18 protein-coding genes are annotated in these 17,226 nt (G+C 62.2%); 14 read left to right on the top strand and 4 right to left on the bottom strand.

The window, feature by feature from the left end; genetic code table 11:
* Window positions 1–84: 84 nt before the first annotated feature.
* The 6 genes from lysS to J3P85_RS05145 all read left to right on the top strand — a co-directional run bounded on the left by lysS (window position 85) and on the right by J3P85_RS05145 (window position 5,806).
* Complete coding sequence (gene lysS / locus J3P85_RS05120; protein WP_434705108.1) at window positions 85–1,587, top strand: lysine--tRNA ligase; 1,503 nt, start codon at window positions 85–87, stop codon at window positions 1,585–1,587.
* 101 nt (window positions 1,588–1,688) lie between these two features.
* Window positions 1,689–2,405, top strand: a complete 717-nt coding sequence (locus J3P85_RS05125; protein ID WP_053118752.1) for a TetR/AcrR family transcriptional regulator — start codon at window positions 1,689–1,691, stop codon at window positions 2,403–2,405.
* 151 nt (window positions 2,406–2,556) lie between these two features.
* Window positions 2,557–3,111 carry a hypothetical protein gene (locus J3P85_RS05130; RefSeq protein ID WP_434705110.1) on the top strand — a complete coding sequence of 185 codons (555 nt, stop codon included), beginning with the start codon at window positions 2,557–2,559 and terminating at the stop codon, window positions 3,109–3,111.
* Window positions 3,112–3,148: 37 nt separating this feature from the next.
* Window positions 3,149–4,426 (top strand): flavohemoglobin expression-modulating QEGLA motif protein, encoded by a 1,278-nt coding sequence (locus J3P85_RS05135; protein ID WP_003185001.1) that lies wholly within the window; start codon window positions 3,149–3,151, stop codon window positions 4,424–4,426.
* Between the two features lie 148 nt (window positions 4,427–4,574).
* Window positions 4,575–5,480 (top strand): alpha/beta hydrolase, encoded by a 906-nt coding sequence (locus tag J3P85_RS05140; protein ID WP_434705111.1) that lies wholly within the window; start codon window positions 4,575–4,577, stop codon window positions 5,478–5,480.
* Window positions 5,477–5,806: a hypothetical protein gene (locus tag J3P85_RS05145; protein ID WP_434705112.1), complete on the top strand. Its 330-nt coding sequence runs from the start codon at window positions 5,477–5,479 to the stop codon at window positions 5,804–5,806. The genes J3P85_RS05140 and J3P85_RS05145 overlap by 4 nt, the downstream gene beginning before the upstream one ends.
* A gap of 184 nt (window positions 5,807–5,990) precedes the next feature.
* Here J3P85_RS05145 and J3P85_RS05150 read toward each other — a convergent pair whose 3' ends face one another.
* The 3 genes from J3P85_RS05150 to J3P85_RS05160 form a co-directional block, all read right to left on the bottom strand.
* Entirely contained in the window at window positions 5,991–6,779 is a 789-nt protein-coding gene (locus J3P85_RS05150) for an OmpA family protein (protein WP_434706323.1), read from the bottom strand.
* A gap of 51 nt (window positions 6,780–6,830) precedes the next feature.
* Window positions 6,831–7,244 (bottom strand): DUF4398 domain-containing protein, encoded by a 414-nt coding sequence (locus tag J3P85_RS05155; RefSeq protein WP_186705469.1) that lies wholly within the window; start codon window positions 7,242–7,244, stop codon window positions 6,831–6,833.
* Between the two features lie 285 nt (window positions 7,245–7,529).
* Window positions 7,530–7,874, bottom strand: a complete 345-nt coding sequence (locus J3P85_RS05160; RefSeq protein ID WP_003198166.1) for a hypothetical protein — start codon at window positions 7,872–7,874, stop codon at window positions 7,530–7,532.
* A gap of 180 nt (window positions 7,875–8,054) precedes the next feature.
* Here J3P85_RS05160 and ppc point away from each other — a divergent pair, with 180 nt between their 5' ends.
* From ppc to J3P85_RS05195, 7 genes are all read left to right on the top strand, one after another.
* Complete coding sequence (gene ppc / locus J3P85_RS05165; protein WP_434705113.1) at window positions 8,055–10,685, top strand: phosphoenolpyruvate carboxylase; 2,631 nt, start codon at window positions 8,055–8,057, stop codon at window positions 10,683–10,685.
* A 292-nt stretch (window positions 10,686–10,977) separates the two neighbouring features.
* Complete coding sequence (adk, locus tag J3P85_RS05170; RefSeq protein WP_072408226.1) at window positions 10,978–11,625, top strand: adenylate kinase; 648 nt, start codon at window positions 10,978–10,980, stop codon at window positions 11,623–11,625.
* A 94-nt stretch (window positions 11,626–11,719) separates the two neighbouring features.
* Window positions 11,720–12,397 carry a tRNA (adenosine(37)-N6)-threonylcarbamoyltransferase complex dimerization subunit type 1 TsaB gene (gene tsaB / locus J3P85_RS05175; RefSeq protein WP_186705473.1) on the top strand — a complete coding sequence of 226 codons (678 nt, stop codon included), beginning with the start codon at window positions 11,720–11,722 and terminating at the stop codon, window positions 12,395–12,397.
* Between the two features lie 366 nt (window positions 12,398–12,763).
* A complete protein-coding gene (locus tag J3P85_RS05180; protein ID WP_186705474.1) occupies window positions 12,764–13,072 on the top strand; it encodes a hypothetical protein in 309 nt (102 codons plus the stop codon).
* Complete coding sequence (locus J3P85_RS05185) at window positions 13,072–13,932, top strand: DUF72 domain-containing protein (RefSeq protein WP_434705115.1); 861 nt, start codon at window positions 13,072–13,074, stop codon at window positions 13,930–13,932. The genes J3P85_RS05180 and J3P85_RS05185 overlap by 1 nt, the downstream gene beginning before the upstream one ends.
* Before the next feature lie 33 nt (window positions 13,933–13,965).
* The gene (locus J3P85_RS05190) at window positions 13,966–14,787 is read left to right on the top strand and encodes an isocitrate lyase/PEP mutase family protein (protein ID WP_434705116.1); all 822 of its coding nucleotides are present in this window, start codon (window positions 13,966–13,968) and stop codon (window positions 14,785–14,787) included.
* A gap of 16 nt (window positions 14,788–14,803) precedes the next feature.
* Window positions 14,804–15,502, top strand: coding sequence for an extensin-like domain-containing protein (locus J3P85_RS05195; protein WP_411386593.1), 699 nt, complete (start codon window positions 14,804–14,806; stop codon window positions 15,500–15,502).
* A gap of 1 nt (window position 15,503) precedes the next feature.
* Here J3P85_RS05195 and J3P85_RS05200 read toward each other — a convergent pair whose 3' ends face one another.
* The gene (locus J3P85_RS05200; RefSeq protein WP_434705117.1) at window positions 15,504–16,124 is read right to left on the bottom strand and encodes an energy transducer TonB; all 621 of its coding nucleotides are present in this window, start codon (window positions 16,122–16,124) and stop codon (window positions 15,504–15,506) included.
* A gap of 109 nt (window positions 16,125–16,233) precedes the next feature.
* On the opposite strand from J3P85_RS05200, the gene J3P85_RS05205 reads away from it, so the two are divergent.
* Window positions 16,234–17,016 carry a class I SAM-dependent methyltransferase gene (locus tag J3P85_RS05205; protein WP_250963603.1) on the top strand — a complete coding sequence of 261 codons (783 nt, stop codon included), beginning with the start codon at window positions 16,234–16,236 and terminating at the stop codon, window positions 17,014–17,016.
* Window positions 17,017–17,226: the final 210 nt, after the last annotated feature.

The raw sequence follows: 17,226 nt of genomic DNA on the forward strand, positions 1-17,226 counted from the left end.
CCACGCTTGCACAGAAAGCGCGGCTCGCCCGCAAACTCCGGCCCGGGCCGGGGGCAACGAACCTGTGATGGAATCCTTAAAGACATGAGCGACCTAGAACTCGACCCGCAAGCCCTGCAACAGGAAGAAAACTCCCTGATCGCCCTGCGCAAGGAAAAGCTTGCTGCCGAGCGCGCCAAGGGCCAGGCCTTCCCCAACGACTTCCGCCGCGACGCGTATTGCGACGTCCTGCAGAAGAAGTATGCGGACAAGACCAAGGAAGAGCTGGCCGAGGCGGCGATTCCAGTCAAGGTGGCCGGTCGTATCATGCTCGACCGTGGTTCGTTCATGGTGATCCAGGACATGACCGGGCGCATCCAGGTCTACGTCAACCGCAAGACCCTGCCGGAAGAAACCCTGGCCGCCGTCAAGACCTGGGACCTGGGCGACATCATCTCCGCCGAAGGCACCCTGGCCCGTTCCGGCAAGGGCGACCTGTACGTCGAGATGACCAACGTGCGCCTGCTGACCAAGTCCCTGCGCCCGCTGCCGGACAAGCACCACGGCCTGACCGACACCGAGCAACGCTATCGCCAGCGCTACGTCGACCTGATCGTCAACGAAGACGTGCGCCAGACCTTCCGCGTCCGCTCGCAAGTCATCGCCCACATCCGCAGCTTCCTGATGAAGCGTGACTTCCTGGAAGTCGAGACGCCGATGCTGCAGACCATCCCCGGCGGCGCGGCGGCCAAGCCGTTCGAAACCCACCACAACGCCCTGGACATGGAAATGTTCCTGCGCATCGCGCCGGAGCTGTACCTCAAGCGCTTGGTCGTGGGTGGCTTCGAGAAGGTTTTCGAGATCAACCGCAACTTCCGTAACGAAGGCGTTTCGACCCGGCACAACCCCGAGTTCACCATGCTCGAGTTCTACCAGGCCTACGCCGACTACGAAGACAACATGGACCTGACCGAGGAACTGTTCCGCGAGCTGGCGCAGCTTGTTCTCGGGACGACCGACGTGCCGTACGGCGACAAGGTGTTCCACTTCGGCGAGCCGTTCGTGCGCCTGTCGGTGTTCGACTCGATCCTCAAGTACAACCCCGAGATCACCGCCGCCGACCTGCAGGACATCGAGAAGGCCCGCGCCATCGCCAAGAAGGCCGGCGCCAAGGTGCTCGGCTTCGAAGGCCTGGGCAAGCTGCAAGTGATGATTTTCGAAGAACTGGTCGAGCACAAGCTGGAGCAGCCGCACTTCATCACCCAGTACCCGTTCGAAGTGTCGCCGTTGGCCCGTCGCAACGACGAGAACCCAAGCGTGACCGACCGTTTCGAGCTGTTCATCGGTGGTCGTGAAATCGCCAACGCCTACTCCGAGCTCAACGATGCCGAAGACCAGGCCGAGCGTTTCATGGCCCAGGTGGCCGACAAGGATGCCGGCGACGACGAAGCCATGCACTACGATGCCGACTTCGTGCGCGCCCTGGAGTACGGCATGCCGCCGACCGCTGGCGAAGGCATCGGCATCGATCGCCTGGTGATGTTGTTGACCAACTCACCGTCGATCCGGGACGTGATCCTCTTCCCGCACATGCGGCCCCAAGCGTAATTGTTTCAAATAAAAAGCCGCCTCGATGGGCGGCTTTTTATTGCCTGTCTGGTACAAACGTATCAATTGGTTACTTTTTCAAAGAGCGAGGAAGACCTGTCGTGAATCGTGCAATGGCTTCAGAAGGTGCAGCGGGCGTCGCCACGGCTGTCGCTGAAAGTGTTCAGTACCAGGGCCGCAAGGCCAGCCGACAGGGCAGTGAGCAGCGTCGCCAGGAGATTCTCGACGCGGCCATGCGCATCGTGGTGCGCGATGGCGTGCGTGCGGTGCGTCACCGTGCGGTGGCCGCCGAAGCGGGCGTGCCGCTGTCGGCCACTACGTACTATTTCAAGGACATCGACGATTTGCTCACCGATACCTTCGCCCAGTATGTGGAACGCAGCGCGGCGTTCATGGGCAAGCTGTGGGCCAACAACGAAGGCCTTCTGCGGGAAATGGTCGCCTATGGCGACGGCAGCGCCCAGTCGCGCTCGCAACTGGCGGACGACATCGCGCGGATGACCGCCGACTACGTGCGGCATCAACTGGACAGCCGTCGCGAGTACCTGATGGCCGAGCAGGCCTTTCGCCAGGAAGCCCTGCTCAACCCACGCCTGGCGGAGTTGGTGCGTTCCCACCAGCAGATTTTGCTGCACGGCACGTGTCAGTTTTTCCAGGTTTTAGGCTCCCGCGAACCGCAACAGGATGCCAAAGTGTTGACGGCGATTATCGGACGGATGGAATATCAGGGCTTGCTCAATGGCGCCGAGCCGGTAGCGGATGAAGACATGCTCGGCATCCTGACCCGCTACATGCACCTGGTATTGGCGTCGGTGTGATCCAGATGGGTACACCACAGCCCTTGTGGCGAGGGAGCTTGCTCCCGCTGGGCTGCGCAGCAGCCCCCTTTTTTGTGAGCGCTGCGCACTCAAGCGGGAGCAAGATCCCTCGCCACAGGGGATAAAGCGACCTGTGCCATAGGGAGTTCAAATGAAAGCCTGGCCTGCCGTTGTACTGGCCGTGTCGTTGCTGCTGCTCAGTGGTTGCCTGGTGTCCTTCAAGGCGCCGTTACCCAACAGCGAAGCCGCGCCCGAGGGCCTGCTCGGCCAATGGACCAGCACCAATGCCTGGGGCGAACCGTTGAACCTGGAACTGACGCAAGTCGGCAAGCACCGCTACCAGGCCATCAGCTACTTCAGGGCCCAGCCCCATGAGCGCGAAGCCATCCCCTTGACCGTCTCCCGTCATGGCAGTCGCTGGTACCTGTCGGCCAAGGTGCCGGCCCGCTACGGTGGACATTTCCTGATCGCCGGTTTCGAATTGACCGATAAACAGGAACTGGTGGTCTACAACCTGGACCTGGAGCAGATCAACCAGGCCATCGGCCAGAAGATCCTCAGTGGCCAGCCGAACCAGAGCGAAGAGGGCGACGGTGTGTTGGTGGACAGCGACATGAACAAGGTTTTCAGCTACCTCGACGACCCGGCCAATTCCGATGTGTTCTCGGAAGCCGTGCGTTACCAGCGACTGGCCAAATCCCAATAATTGCAACAAGCGGACGTTTTTTCACAGGAGTTTTTCGGTGGACGATTACCAGCAGACGATACGCACCTTGTCCGATCGCATTGTGCTGGCGCAAACGCCGATTCGCATCCTCGACGCGGTGAAGTGGGACGAGAACATCCGCAAGGGGTTTCTCAAGGCCAAGGGCAAGGAAATGCCTGCGGTGGATCGCGACTATTACCTCAACCGGCCCCTGTCTTTTGATTCCAGCAAAGTGAAGCTGGAGTTCCAGAACATCGAGCGCGACATCACCCGCCAACTGGGGCAGTTCAACCCGGTGGGCCAGATCATGCGCCGCATGTGCAAGGAATACCGCATGGTGGTGCGCATGCTCGAAGCGCGTGGCACCGAGGATTTCGGGCTGATTTCCCAGGAGCTCTATGGCGCCGCCTCCGATGCTTTTCACGCTGGCGACCCGACCCTGGCCGACCTGGGCCTGATGCTCTCCGACTACCTGAACAACATCGATGGCCGTGGCGACCTCAAGGACGAGCCGAAAGTCCTCAGCGCCAAGGAAGCCGTCAGCCTGTTGCAGCATCGCCTCAACCGGGTGTTCGGCGAAGCCGAGGAAACCATCCGCGTGTTCGAGTCCGACGGCATCGTCGCCGACGCGGCGGCGGGTGCCGACTACATCAAGATCCGCACCGATGCGATGTTCAACGAGCGCGACGTACGGGCGCTGGAGGTCCACGAAGGGCTGGTGCACGTCGGCACCACCCTCAACGGCTTGAACCAGCCGATCTGCACCTTCCTGTCCAAGGGCCCGCCCTCGTCCACGGTGACCCAGGAAGGCCTGGCGATCCTGATGGAAATCATCACCTTCGCCTCCTACCCGAGTCGCCTGCGCAAACTCACCAACCGCACCCGGGCCATTCATATGGTGGAGGAGGGCGCCGATTTCCTGCAGGTCTTCGAGTTCTTCCGCGAGCAGGGTTTTGAAATGGCCGAAAGCTACGGCAACGCCAGTCGGGTGTTCCGTGGCTCGGTGCCCACCGGGCTGCCATTCACCAAAGACTTGTCCTACCTCAAGGGCTTCATCATGGTTTACAACTACATTCAGTTGGCCGTGCGCAAAGGCAAGCTGGAGCAGGTGCCGCTGCTGTTCTGCGGCAAGACCACCCTGGAGGACATGCGCACGTTGCGCCAGTTGGTGGACGAAGGCCTGGTGGTGCCGCCTAAATACTTGCCTGAGCAATTCCGCGACATGAATGCCCTGTCGGCCTGGATGTGTTTCTCCAACTTCCTGAACCACCTGAGCCTGGACCGGATCGAAGCGGATTATTCGAATATTCTTTAACAACACCACCCATCCCCTGTGGGAGCGAGCTTGCTCGCGATAGCGCCAGGACAGTCAACACCGCTGTGACTGACATACCGCTATCGCGAGCAAGCTCGCTCCCACAGGGGCTGTGGATAACTTCTGATTTTTTGCGAGGCTTCACCGGATGCGAACCCTCGGCATCATCTGCCTGCTGCTGGCCCTGGGCGGTTGCAGCTCCCTGTTGTTCTACCCTGAACGTGGCCTGCCGTTTACCCCGGAGCGGGCCAAACTCGAGTACCGCGACGTCACCCTGACCACCGCTGACAATCTCAAGCTCCGTGGCTGGTGGCTGCCCGTCAAACCAGGCGTGGAGGTCAAGGGAACGGTCCTGCATTTGCACGGCAACGGCGGCAACCTGGCGTGGCACTTGGGCGGGAGCTGGTGGTTGCCAGAGCAGGGTTACCAAGTGTTGATGGTCGATTATCGAGGTTATGGCGTGTCCGAAGGCGAGCCGAGCCTGCCGGCGATCTACCAGGACATCGACGCCGCGTTCCAATGGCTCGACCAGGCGCCCGAGGTCCAGGGCAAGCCGCTGGTACTGCTCGGACAGAGCCTGGGCGGCGCGCTGGCGGTGCATTACCTGGTCGAACATCCCCAGCGCCAACGGCAGCTCAAGGCCCTGGTGCTCGATGGCGTGCCCGCCAGCTATCGCGACGTCGGGCGTTTTGCCCTGAGTACCTCGTGGCTGACCTGGCCGTTCCAGGTGCCGTTGTCCTGGCTGGTGCCGGACGGTGACAGCGCGATCAGCTCCGTGGCGCAGTTGAACGGCGTGCCGAAGTTGATCTACCACAGCCTCGACGACCCCATCGTGCCCCTTTCCAATGGCATCCGCTTGTATCAAGCTGCGCCGCCGCCCCGGGTCCTGCAGCTGACACGGGGCGGCCATGTGCAGACCTTCGCCGACCCGACGTGGCGCACCGTGATGCTGCGCTACCTCGACGATACCCGGCACTTTGACGGCCTGCGCCGCCTGGGGGAGGTCCCGAACTACCCGAAATCACCCGTTGAACCACCAGAGAACCCGCAATGAGCGAAGAACGTAACGCCATCCCCCTGATCATCACCGGTATCTGCAGCATCCTGGGCACCGTCGCAGTGCTGTGGTACTACGGCTACCTGCATTTCGCCAAGCCCGAGGATGCGTTGCTGCTCGACCAGTTCACCATGCTCAAGACCGTGCCAGGCGAGGACTACAAAGTGTCCCTGGAGCCGGCCGCCCAAGTCGCCCAGTGCATCGACGGTGTGTTGGTACTGTTCGACACCGAGCAGAAAGGCCTGACCGGCGTGTTGATCAACGAGAAGAAACGCGCGGTGCGGTGCATGGGGCAGGAAACACCACAAAAACTGCAGCCGTAATCCAATCCCCTGTGGGAGCGAGCTTGCTCGCGATAGCGGTGGTTCAGCAGCATAAATAGTGCCTGACACGCCGCCATCGCGAGCAAGCTCGTTCCCACGGGATTGTGTACAGCCAAATATCTTCAGCCATGAAAAAGCCCCGCCTGACGAAACCAGGCGGGGCTTTTCAGTTGCACTCAGCCGATCAGTTGGCGCTCATGGTCGAGCGCGGGGCCACTGGCTGGTTGTCGTTGGAGATGGTCACTTCCACGCGACGGTTCATGGCGCGGCCCGAGACGCTGGTGTTGTCCGCCACCGGGAATTCCTTGCCATAGCCCTGGGTCACGATGCGAGCCGGGTCCACGCCCATTTTCACCAGGGCGGTACGCACCGAGCTGGCGCGGCGTTCGGACAGCGATTGGTTGTAGGAATCCGAGCCGGTGCTGTCGGTGTAGCCTTCGATGATCACCTTGCGGTCCGGGTTTTCCTGGAGGAACTGCGCCAGTTTGCTCACATTGGTCATGCCGCTGGTGCGCAGGTCGGACTTGTTGGTGGCGAACAGCACGTCGCCGAAAGTCACCAGCGTACCGCGTTCGGTCTGCTTGGCGTTGAGGCTGTCTTGCAGTTGCTTGATCTGCGCGTTGCGCGCTTCGAGCAGGGCACGGGCGCGTTCGTCGCCGGCGTTTTTCAGTTCGGCTTCGGCATTGCGCAGGGCGATGGTCTGCTTGGCCACTTCGACGCGCTGGTTGGTCAGGTAGGCCAGTTGGTCGACCTTGGCTTCGTCTTCCCGGTCCAGGTAGGCCTTGTCGGCCTTGGCCAGGAAGTCCGCCGCGTCCTTGGTTTCCAGGGCAGCCACTTTGGTCGCCGCCGGGTCGGCTTGCAGGCCGTTGTAATTGGTCCGCGCCTGTTCAAGATTGGCGTTCGGGTCGTGGGAGCAAGCGGCCAGGGCTACGCAGGCAGCGAGCAGGGCGGGCATCATCAAGTGTTTGTGCATCATAGTCTGTCGTCCTTTTATCAATGAGAAGTACGTCGTGGCGTGAACGGTTTACTGAACCTTGTTCATGCCTTCCTGACGCAGTTCCTGAACCCCTTTCTGAGAGTCCTTGAGGGCTTGTTCGGCCTTGGCGGCCTGGGCCTTGCGCTCGGCGACGCGGGCATCCCACTCGGCTTGTTCGGCCAGTCGCTTGGCTTCTTCGTAGTTCTCGTCATGCATGGCGATTTCGGCTTGCTTGAGCTTGTCCTGGGCCGATTTCATTTCCACGGCGGCAAATTCGGTACCACCGGCGCTGACGGCGCTGTTGACCGCCGACTGGGTCACCGCGTACTGCTCCGAAGGTGGGTTACCGGCGCAACCGGCGAGAATGAAGCTGCTACCGATCGCCAGGGCAGCCAACTTCAAGCCGCGCAGGCCACTGGATGAGGGTTTGGCAGTGCAGGTATTCATAGGCTTCAACTCCATTGGAAAACTCCTGAAAAAACGACAAATCCATGCTGGGACCGAAGCCATGACGTCTGGTTTGGTGTTGGCGCCAAGGCGCGTTTATTTAAACGACCGTTCCAGTATGGTTACTCGGTGTGACCCGAGGCGTTTTTCAAAAGTTCAGCGAGGATGGCCATTCGCCAAAAGAATTACTGACTGATCGGTCAGCGACAGAAAAGCTGAACTTTCAAGGCGCGCAACGGTATTCCCGGCGTAGGTGGGAAAGGCCCCGCGCCGGAAAACCGCAATCTGGAATGAAGGGAATCAGTGTTTGGATTTGTCGTTCTGCGAGGAAAGTTCGTGCAGATGCCGGCGCGACAGGGCGAGGAATCGTGGGGTCGGTCCTACGTCTTCATACAGCGGGTCACCTTCCTCATCGGTGGCGACAACTTGCGAACCCTTGATGTAGGGGAAGCTCGCTTCCAGCTCTTCCAACGCGGCCCCGATCAGCTCGCCCAGCAGCTCCTCCGGCTGGCGCTTGGGGTACATGTCGCAGATCGCAGCCAGGCGTGCGGCGGCTTCGACGTCCAGATGGATCGTGTAGCCCGTCTGGGTCAGGCGGCCCTTGGCGTTTTCTTCCCAATGCTGGGCAAGTTCACGAATTTTCATGATGACCTCAATCAGCCAGCTCGTGGCAGGCGCGGTGAGTGACAAGCCGTTGTGTGGCTTACCCATGAGACTAGCTTTGTTGTGCAAGGTTTAAAGTCCCTTCGTCGCTTGTCATAAGCGACGGGCATCGGCACTCTCTGATCCAAGAGCTGTCCGGACTTTTTTGCTGGAGAAATGCTGATGACCGATATCGATGCCCGCTTGCGCGAGGATGTCCACCTGCTTGGCGAACTGCTGGGCAATACCATCCGCGAACAGTACGGGGACACGTTTCTCGACAAGATCGAGCAGATCCGCAAGGGCGCCAAGGCTGACCGACGCGGTTCCGTGGATGCCGAACTCAGTGCCAGCCTCAATCAACTGAGCGAGGACGAACTGCTGCCGGTGGCGCGCGCGTTCAACCAATTCCTCAACCTCGCCAACATCGCCGAACAGTACCAACTGATCCATCGCCGCGAAGAATCGCAACCGGCCCCTTTCGAGGCACGGGTCCTGCCTGAGTTGCTTGCCCGGCTGCGGGCCGAAGGCCATGGCGCCGAGGCCCTGGCCCGGCAGTTGGGACGCCTGGAAATCGAACTGGTCCTCACCGCTCACCCCACGGAAGTGGCCCGCCGTACGCTGATCCAGAAATACGACGCCATCGCCGCGCAACTGGCGGCCCAGGATCATCGCGACCTGACCAGCGCCGAGCGCGCGCAAATCCACGAGCGCCTGCAACGCTTGATCGCCGAAGCCTGGCACACCGAAGAAATCCGCCGCACCCGGCCGACCCCGGTGGACGAGGCCAAGTGGGGCTTCGCGGTGATCGAGCATTCGCTGTGGCACGCCATTCCCAATTACCTGCGCAAGGCCGACCAGGCCTTGCATGCCGCCACCGGGCTGCGCCTGCCGCTGGAGGCCGCGCCGATCCGCTTTGCCTCGTGGATGGGCGGCGACCGTGACGGCAACCCGAATGTCACCGCCGCCGTGACCCGCGAGGTGCTGTTGTTGGCGCGGTGGATGGCGGCGGACCTGTACCTGCGTGACGTCGACCAACTGGCGGCCGAACTGTCCATGCAAAACGCCAGCGAGGCCTTGCGGGCCCAGGCCGGCGACAGCGCCGAACCGTATCGTGCCGTGCTCAAGCAACTGCGCGAACGCCTGCGCGCCACCCGCAACTGGGCCCACGCCTCCTTGAGTGCCGCCACGCCGCCGGGCGCCGAGGTGTTGCAGCACAACCGCGAACTGCTGGACCCCCTGGAGCTGTGCTACCACTCCCTGCACGAATGCGGCATGGGCGTGATTGCCGATGGGCCGCTGCTCGATTGCCTGCGGCGGGCGGTGACCTTCGGCTTGTTCCTGGTGCGCCTCGATGTGCGCCAGGACTCGACGCGCCATACCGCCGCCATGACGGAAATCACCGACTACCTGGGCCTGGGCCGTTATGAAGATTGGAACGAGGAGCAGCGCATCAGCTTTTTGCTGGAGGAGCTGAACAACCGGCGTCCACTGCTGCCGGCCCATTTCAAGCCCTCGGCCGACACGGCGGAAGTGTTGGCGACGTGCCGGGAAGTGGCCGCGGCGCCGGCGGCGTCCCTGGGTTCCTACGTGATCTCCATGGCCGGCGCGGCGTCCGATGTCCTCGCTGTGCAACTGTTGTTGAAGGACGCCGGGGTGTTGCGGCCGATGCGGGTGGTGCCGCTGTTCGAGACCCTGGCCGACCTGGACAACGCCGGGCCGGTGATCGAGCGGCTGTTGCTGCTGCCGGGCTATCGTTCACGGCTGCAGGGCCCTCAGGAAGTGATGATCGGCTATTCCGATTCGGCCAAGGACGCCGGGACTACGGCGGCGGCCTGGGCGCAGTATCGGGCCCAGGAACGGCTGGTGGACATCTGCCGCGAGCAGCAAGTCGAACTGCTGTTGTTCCACGGCCGTGGCGGCACCGTGGGCCGTGGTGGCGGTCCGGCGCACGCGGCGATCCTGTCCCAACCACCGGGTTCGGTGGCCGGGCGCTTCCGCACCACCGAGCAGGGCGAAATGATTCGTTTCAAATTCGGCCTGCCGGACATCGCCGAACAGAACCTCAATCTGTATCTCGCCGCGGTGCTTGAAGCGACGTTGCTGCCACCGCCGCCACCCACGCCCCAGTGGCGACACCTGATGGACGAATTGGCTGCCGACGGCGTCAGCGCCTACCGCGCGGTGGTGCGGGAGAATCCGCAGTTCGTCGAGTACTTCCGCCAGTCTACCCCCGAGCAGGAACTTGGGCGCCTGCCCCTGGGCAGCCGGCCGGCCAAGCGTCGCGCCGGCGGCATCGAAAGCTTGCGGGCAATTCCGTGGATCTTCGGCTGGACCCAGACCCGCCTGATGTTGCCGGCCTGGCTCGGCTGGGAAACCGCACTGAGCAAGGCCCTGGAGCGCGGCGAAGGGGCGTTGCTGGGGCAGATGCGCGAGCAATGGCCGTTCTTCCGGACCCGCATCGACATGCTGGAGATGGTGCTGGCCAAGGCCGACGCCGATATCGCCCGCTCTTACGACGAGCGTTTGGTGGAACCTGGGCTGCTGCCTTTGGGTGCGCATTTACGCGACCTATTGTCGCAGGCCTGCACGGTGGTGCTTGGCTTGACCGGTCAGTCGCAGCTACTGGCACATAGCCCAGCCACGCTGGAATTCATCCGCCTGCGCAACACCTACCTCGACCCGTTGCACCTGTTGCAGGCCGAACTGTTGGCGCGCTCACGCCAGCAGGATGTTGCCCAAGGCAGCCCCGTGGAACAGGCATTACTGGTGTCTGTGGCGGGGATTGCCGCCGGGTTGCGCAATACCGGCTAAGATCAGGCAGCGCACCGAAACGGCTCGCCCGGCGTTCCCGGGCGTTGTTCGGCGGGGGCGGGGACAGGTCGACCAGGCGACAGTTTGTTGCCCGGTTGCGACGCTCGCCACCCCCTCCGAAGGTCGTATCGGGCGCGGGTTCCTCCGACTTTCGGCGGCTTGTGTGGGTCGGGCCTGCTGTGTATCTTGATCAGCCTTTGGCCGTTTGGGCGGTCACGATCCAGTTTTTTCGAAGATTGGCCCCGCGAGGCGAATCCGAGCGTTTTACATAAAAAAATTGAGGAGCACATCGATGCGCGTCATTCTGCTGGGAGCTCCCGGGGCCGGTAAAGGTACTCAGGCAAAGTTCATCACCGAAAAATTCGGTATCCCGCAAATCTCCACCGGCGACATGCTGCGTGCCGCGGTCAAGGCGGGCACGCCTCTGGGCGTTCAAGCCAAGAGCATCATGGATGCCGGCGGCCTGGTGTCGGATGACCTGATCATCGCCCTGGTCAAGGATCGCATCGCTCAACCCGACTGCGCCAATGGCTTCCTGTTCGATGGCTTCCCGCGCACCATTCCCCAGGCTGAAGCCCTGGTGACTGCCGGTGTCGAACTGGATGCGGTGGTCGAGATTGCCGTTGAGGACGAGGAAATCGTCCAGCGCATTGCCGGTCGTCGCGTTCACGAGCCTTCCGGCCGCGTCTACCACACCGTCTACAATCCGCCGAAAACCGAAGGCAAGGACGACGTGACCGGTGAAGAGCTGGTGCAACGCAAGGACGACACCGAAGAAACCGTGCGTCATCGCCTGTCGGTCTACCATTCCCAGACCAAGCCGCTGGTGGACTTCTACCAGAAACTGTCGGCAGCCAATGGCAAGCCGAAATACAGCCATATCGAAGGCGTCGGTTCGGTTGAAGCGATCACCGCCAAGGTGCTTGCAGCCTTGAGCTGAAAAGCCTGATCAGTTGCATCAACTACGGCCCGCTTGCGGGCCGTAGTTGTTTATACTGGCGCACTTTTTTCCCACCTGATTTACGGACACATCGATGAGCACCTTGCTGGCCCTGGACACCGCGACTGAAGCTTGCTCCGTTGCCTTGCTGCACGACGGCAAGGTCACGAGCCATTACGAGGTGATCCCGCGCCTGCATGCGCAGAAGCTGCTGCCGATGATTCAGAAACTGTTGAGCGATGCCGGCACGACCTTGCAGGCGGTGGACGCGATTGCCTTTGGCCGTGGGCCAGGAGCGTTTACCGGCGTGCGCATCGCCATCGGTGTGGTGCAGGGGCTGGCATTTGCCCTGGAGCGTCCGGTGTTGCCGGTATCGAACCTCGCGGTGCTGGCCCAGCGTGCCTTGCGCGAACAGGGCGCTCGCCAAGTTGCCGCGGCCATCGATGCGCGCATGGATGAGGTGTATTGGGGCTGCTATCGCGAAACCGACGGCGAGATGCGCCTGGTCGGTGCTGAGGCGGTGTTGCCGCCCGAAGCGGCGGCGTTGCCGGGCGATGCCAGCGGTGATTGGTTCGGCGCCGGCACTGGTTGGGGCTATGGCGAGCGAATCGGTGTCAGCCTCATCGGCCAGGACGCCTCGATGCTGCCCCATGCCGAGGACCTGCTGGCCCTGGCACGCTTCGCCTGGGAACGCGGCGAGGCCATTCCAGCCGATGATGCGCAGCCAGTATATTTGCGGGACAAAGTCGCAACCCCCAAGTCCGAGCGATAGAAAGCATCACTCCGCTCTCGAGCGGGCAGCGTTGTGGCGAGGGAGCTTGCTCCCGCTGGGCTGCGAAGCGGCCCCCAGAAAATTGATTTCAGGCCGGCAAGATAAGGCGCGAATCATATTTCGGGGCCGCTTCGCGCCCCAGCGGGAGCAAGCTCCCTCGCCACAAAAGCATGGGGTCACCCCAAAAAACGGTGTTGTCGCAAAAGTCATTCACGTCCCCAAAAGTCACACCCAATCTTGCCAGTCGTCACTTTTTCCGCCCGTTTTTAAACCTTTTTGACTTTATGTGTTCTAGTTATCACTTGCGCATTTGCGCGGCTGCGAAAGTGCCGCTAAATTGCCATCATTGATACCGAGCATTCTGTCATGCGTATAGACGGCGTTTCATCCCAGTCCTACCCCATCAAGCGTCGGCCTCGTGCGGGTAAAGCCAGCGAGCCGGAAAACTTCGATGACATCGATGGCGAGGTGGAATTTCCGTCTGAAGAGCAACTGGCCGCCCGCGCCGCCAAAGCCTCTGCGCAACGCCTGAGCAATCTCCCCGCCCGTCAGCAAGACATGCTTTATCACCGTGCGATGAGCCGCAGTGTCTCCACGGCCCTGGCGAGCTACCTGAGCACCGCCGGTTTCGTCGATTGGGATATGGAAGTGCTGGGACTCGATCTCTACATCTGATGGTCTTGCCTTACTACCTGGGCTGTCCGTCCTGGAGCGAAAACGCCTGGCGCGATTACCTTTATCCCCAGGATGCGAAAAGCACCGATTTCCTCGATCTCTATTCCCAAGTATTCAATGCCGTGGAAGGCAATACGACCTTCTATGCCAGCCCGTCTGCGACCACCGTGCAGCGCTGGGCCGAGATCATGCCTGAGCACTTTCGCTTCACCGCCAAGATTCCCGGTGATATCAGCCACGGCGGTGACCTGCGCGATCACCTGACCGCCACCGAAACGTTCGTCCAGTTGCTGAACCCCTTGGGGGAGCGGGTCTCGCCGTTCTGGCTGCAGTTGTCGAAGGCGTTCACGCCCAATCGGATGCCGGAATTGGCGGCATTTATCGACGCGTTCCAGCGCCCTCTGGCTGTAGAGGTACGTCACGATGAGTTCTTTGCCAAGGGTGACGCCGAGCGTCAGCTCAACCGCTTGCTGCTCGACCGAGGCGTCGAACGTATCTGTCTCGATCCGCGAGGCTTGTTCAGCTGCGCCTCGACCAATCCCTCGGTGATTCATGCGCAATACAAGAAGCCACGGGTGCCGACGCGGCCGGCGGCTTTCACTCAATGTCCGCAGGTGCGCTTCATCGGTCATCCGGTGGTCGAGGCCAACGAGTCGTTCCTGACCCCGTGGGTGGAGAAAATCGCCGTATGGATCGAAGAGGGACGCACGCCATACATGTTCCTGCACACTGCCGACAACTTCCAGGCGGCGAAACTCGCGATGCATTTTCACAGCCGCCTGATGAGTCGTTTGCCTGGCTTGCCGGCGCTGCCTGCGCTATATAGAGAGCCCGCCGCCGAGCAACTGGGTTTGCTCTGAGGCCCACTCCCTCTCTGCTCAGGAGCGAACTACATGGAAGCGCAAATTCGTCGAGCCCAGGCGTTCAAGGCCTTGCACGAACGCGAAGGGGCTTTTGTCATTCCCAACCCGTGGGATGCCGGTTCGGCCAAGATGCTGGCCAGCCTCGGCTTTGAAGCCTTGGCGACCACCAGTGCCGGCCACGCCTTTTCCCTGGGCCGACCCGATGGCGCGCTGGGCCTGGATGACACCCTGGCTAACGTGCGGGCGATTGTCGCGGCCACTGACCTGCCGGTGGCCGTCGACCTGGAAAACGGTTTTGCCGATGCCCCCGAGGACTGCGCCCGCAGCCTGCTCCGAGCCGCGGAGGCCGGCGCGGTGGGTGGTTCGATCGAGGACGCCACGGGGCGCGAAGACAGCCCGATCTATTGCTTCGACCACGCGGTAGCTCGGGTCAAGGCCGCCGCCGAGGCCGTGCGCAGCTTGCCGTTTCCCTTCCTGCTGACAGCTCGGGCGGAAAATTTCCTGCATGGCAATCCGGACCTGGACGACACCATTCGCCGCCTCAAGGCCTTCGCGGACGCGGGAGCCGACGTGTTGTACGCCCCGGGGCTGAGCAGCGCCGAACAAGTGCTCGCGGTGGTGCAGGCCGTGGCGCCAAAACCGGTGAACGTGCTGATGTCCGGGGCGCTGGACCTGACGGTGGCGCAGTTGAGCGAGCTGGGCGTCAAGCGCATCAGTGTCGGCTCGGCGCTGGCCCTGGCCGCGTATGGCGAGTTCTTCCGCGCCGCCGAGGAGATCCAGGAGCAGGGCACATTCACCTTCACGCGCCGCTCGATGCCGTTCAAGCAGGCCAACCAATTATTCAAGGGTTGATGCCCGAGGCAATATCGTGCGGTTTTTGAAAGCGCTTGCGGTCGTGGCCCTGCTCATTGGCCTTGCCGTGCTGGGGGTATGGCGCGGCTGGGTGGCGCTGCCGCCCCAATGGAATCCCTGGGCGCCTTTGGACGTCAATCTGGCGCCCAACCTGCTCACCCGTTTCAAACTCATGGCCCTGCGCAACGACCCGCAGCTGTGCGACCAGGCCCTCGCCACCTCCGGGCTGCGCACCGCGCGCCAGGCCGACAGTGGCGCCAATACCACATGCCCATTGACCAATGTCTTGAGGGTGCAGGGCGGTGAGGTGGCGTTGAGCAGCAGCTTCCTCGCCAGTTGCCCGCTGGCGGTGGCGTTCGCGCTGTTCGAGCGTCACGGGTTGCAGCCGGCGGCAATGGCGGTCTACGGGCAGAAAGTGACGCGGGTCGATCACCTGGGCAGTTTCGCCTGTCGCAACATGTACGGGCGTGAGAGCGGGGCGCGCAGCCAGCACGCCACCGCCAGCGCGCTGGACATCGCCGGGTTTCGCCTGGCCGATGGGCGCACGATCAGCGTGCTCAGGGACTGGCCCAAGGACACGGCCGATGCGCGCTTTTTGCGTCAGGCACGGGATGGCGCCTGCGATATGTTCAGTGTGGTCTTGAGCCCGGATTACAACGCGGCGCACCGCAACCATTTTCATCTGGATGTGGGGCCATGGTGGATCTGTCGCTGATTTAAGCGGCGATGCGCAGGTTCTGCAGCACGATCGGACGTGCCCAGCGGGTGTCGAAGTCCAGTTGTTTCTGCTGCGCCACCAATTCCTCTTCCGGGAACGGCGGGAACGGCTTGTCCAGCAGCTCGAGTTCGAATTCGGCGATCGGTAGGTGCAACGGGCGCGGTTGTGGCGCCGGGCCCGGTTCCGGCAGTGGTTGGCCGGCGGTGAGGACGAGTGGGCGGACCCAGTTGCTTTCGAAGGTCTGCTGGTGTTGCTGGGCAACGATTTCTTCTGGCGGGAACGGCGGGAAAGGTTTGTCCAGCAGGTCGAGTTCGAATTCGGCGATGGGCAGGAACAGCGGTTCTGGCGGCTTGACCTGTGTTTCGGTCACTTCGCAGGTGCGCTGGCTGACAATGTGCGCCAGCAGTTCGGCACCGAGGGTCGGTTCAACGGCCTCATCGAGGGGCTCTGGCTGGTAGCTGCCAGGCGCCGGTGCGTTGTCACCCAGTTGATCGGCCAGGGCTCGGGCAAAAAAATCCTGCCACAAGTGACTGACGCCGCTCAGTGCTTGGGTGTTACGCAGGCTGTAATCGCCGTAAGGAGAGATAACGCCTATCGATGTGGATTGAATGTCTGACATTTTTCTCGGTCGACGCTCAGCTCTGGCAAAATGCCGTTCACCGTTGTTATCGGCCGTTTTTGCCGATCCTTAATTTTTTGAGCATGTTTTCCATAAGTGAACAACTTCCATGAGTGAGCAACCCGCGGCCTGCCGCATCCATGTCGAGGCCCTGGCCCCGGCCTTCCAACCGCAGGCCGAACACTGGGCCGAGCGGCTTGGCCTGCCTTTGCAAGGGGACGAAGGCGAGTTCGCCTTGCAGGTTGGCGAGCAAGGGGTGCAGTTGCAGCAGTTGGGCCCGGATGCGCCAGGGCCGGTGCGCGTGGACTTCGTCGAGGGTGGGGCGGCCCATCGGCGGTTGTACGGCGGCGGCAGTGGCCAGATGATCGCCAAGGCAGTCGGGATCGCCCAGGGTGTGCGCCCGCGGGTGCTGGATGCCACCGCCGGGTTGGGCAAGGATGCGTTTGTGCTGGCCAGCCTGGGCTGTGAAATGAGCTTGATCGAGCGTCAGCCGCTGATCGCGGCCTTGTTGGAGGATGGCCTGGCCCGTGGCGCAGAAGACTTCGACGTGGCGCCGATCGTGGCGCGCATGCGCTTGCTCAAGGGCAACGCCATCGAGGTGATGCGCAACTGGGAAGGCGAACCGCCCCAGGTGATCTACCTGGACCCGATGTTCCCTCATCGTGAGAAAACCGCCCTGGTGAAGAAGGAGATGCGCTTGTTCCGGCCCCTGGTGGGCGATGACCCGGACGCCCCGGCGCTGCTCGCCGCGGCCCTGGCCTTGGCGACTCATCGAGTGGTGGTCAAGCGCCCGCGCAAAGCCCCGTGCATCGAAGGGCCGAAGCCGAGCCATGGGCTCGATGGCAAGTCCAGTCGCTACGACATCTATCCGAAGAAAGCGCTCAAGCCTTGAGACCGAGTTGCCTGCATCGCGAGCAAGCTCGCTCCCACAGGGTTTGTCGTCGAATGATGGAGATGTGTTCGCACCGGTCAACTGTGGGAGCGAGCCTGCTCGCGATAGCGGTTTGTCCGGGACGGTGATGTTGGCTGTGCCATCGCCTTCGCGAGCAGGCTCGCTCCCACATTGGATCTGTGGTGTTCATCAAACCCTGTGGGAGCGAGC

Source organism: Pseudomonas sp. Z1-12, assembly GCF_051132015.1.
In the GTDB taxonomy this organism is placed as follows: Bacteria; Pseudomonadota; Gammaproteobacteria; order Pseudomonadales; family Pseudomonadaceae; genus Aquipseudomonas; species Aquipseudomonas zanjanensis.

Bases quoted from the DNA above. Each gene is read 5' to 3' on its own strand.
- lysS (WP_434705108.1), top strand. From the start codon at position 85: ATGAGCGACCTAGAACTCGACCCGCAAGCCCTGCAACAGGAAGAAAAC.
- J3P85_RS05130 (WP_434705110.1), top strand. From the start codon at position 2,557: ATGAAAGCCTGGCCTGCCGTTGTACTGGCCGTGTCGTTGCTGCTGCTC.
- J3P85_RS05140 (WP_434705111.1), top strand. From the start codon at position 4,575: ATGCGAACCCTCGGCATCATCTGCCTGCTGCTGGCCCTGGGCGGTTGC.
- J3P85_RS05145 (WP_434705112.1), top strand. From the start codon at position 5,477: ATGAGCGAAGAACGTAACGCCATCCCCCTGATCATCACCGGTATCTGC.
- J3P85_RS05150 (WP_434706323.1), bottom strand. From the start codon at position 6,779: ATGCACAAACACTTGATGATGCCCGCCCTGCTCGCTGCCTGCGTAGCC.
- J3P85_RS05155 (WP_186705469.1), bottom strand. From the start codon at position 7,244: ATGGAGTTGAAGCCTATGAATACCTGCACTGCCAAACCCTCATCCAGT.
- J3P85_RS05160 (WP_003198166.1), bottom strand. From the start codon at position 7,874: ATGAAAATTCGTGAACTTGCCCAGCATTGGGAAGAAAACGCCAAGGGC.
- ppc (WP_434705113.1), top strand. From the start codon at position 8,055: ATGACCGATATCGATGCCCGCTTGCGCGAGGATGTCCACCTGCTTGGC.
- adk (WP_072408226.1), top strand. From the start codon at position 10,978: ATGCGCGTCATTCTGCTGGGAGCTCCCGGGGCCGGTAAAGGTACTCAG.
- tsaB (WP_186705473.1), top strand. From the start codon at position 11,720: ATGAGCACCTTGCTGGCCCTGGACACCGCGACTGAAGCTTGCTCCGTT.
- J3P85_RS05180 (WP_186705474.1), top strand. From the start codon at position 12,764: ATGCGTATAGACGGCGTTTCATCCCAGTCCTACCCCATCAAGCGTCGG.
- J3P85_RS05185 (WP_434705115.1), top strand. From the start codon at position 13,072: ATGGTCTTGCCTTACTACCTGGGCTGTCCGTCCTGGAGCGAAAACGCC.
- J3P85_RS05190 (WP_434705116.1), top strand. From the start codon at position 13,966: ATGGAAGCGCAAATTCGTCGAGCCCAGGCGTTCAAGGCCTTGCACGAA.
- J3P85_RS05200 (WP_434705117.1), bottom strand. From the start codon at position 16,124: ATGTCAGACATTCAATCCACATCGATAGGCGTTATCTCTCCTTACGGC.
- J3P85_RS05205 (WP_250963603.1), top strand. From the start codon at position 16,234: ATGAGTGAGCAACCCGCGGCCTGCCGCATCCATGTCGAGGCCCTGGCC.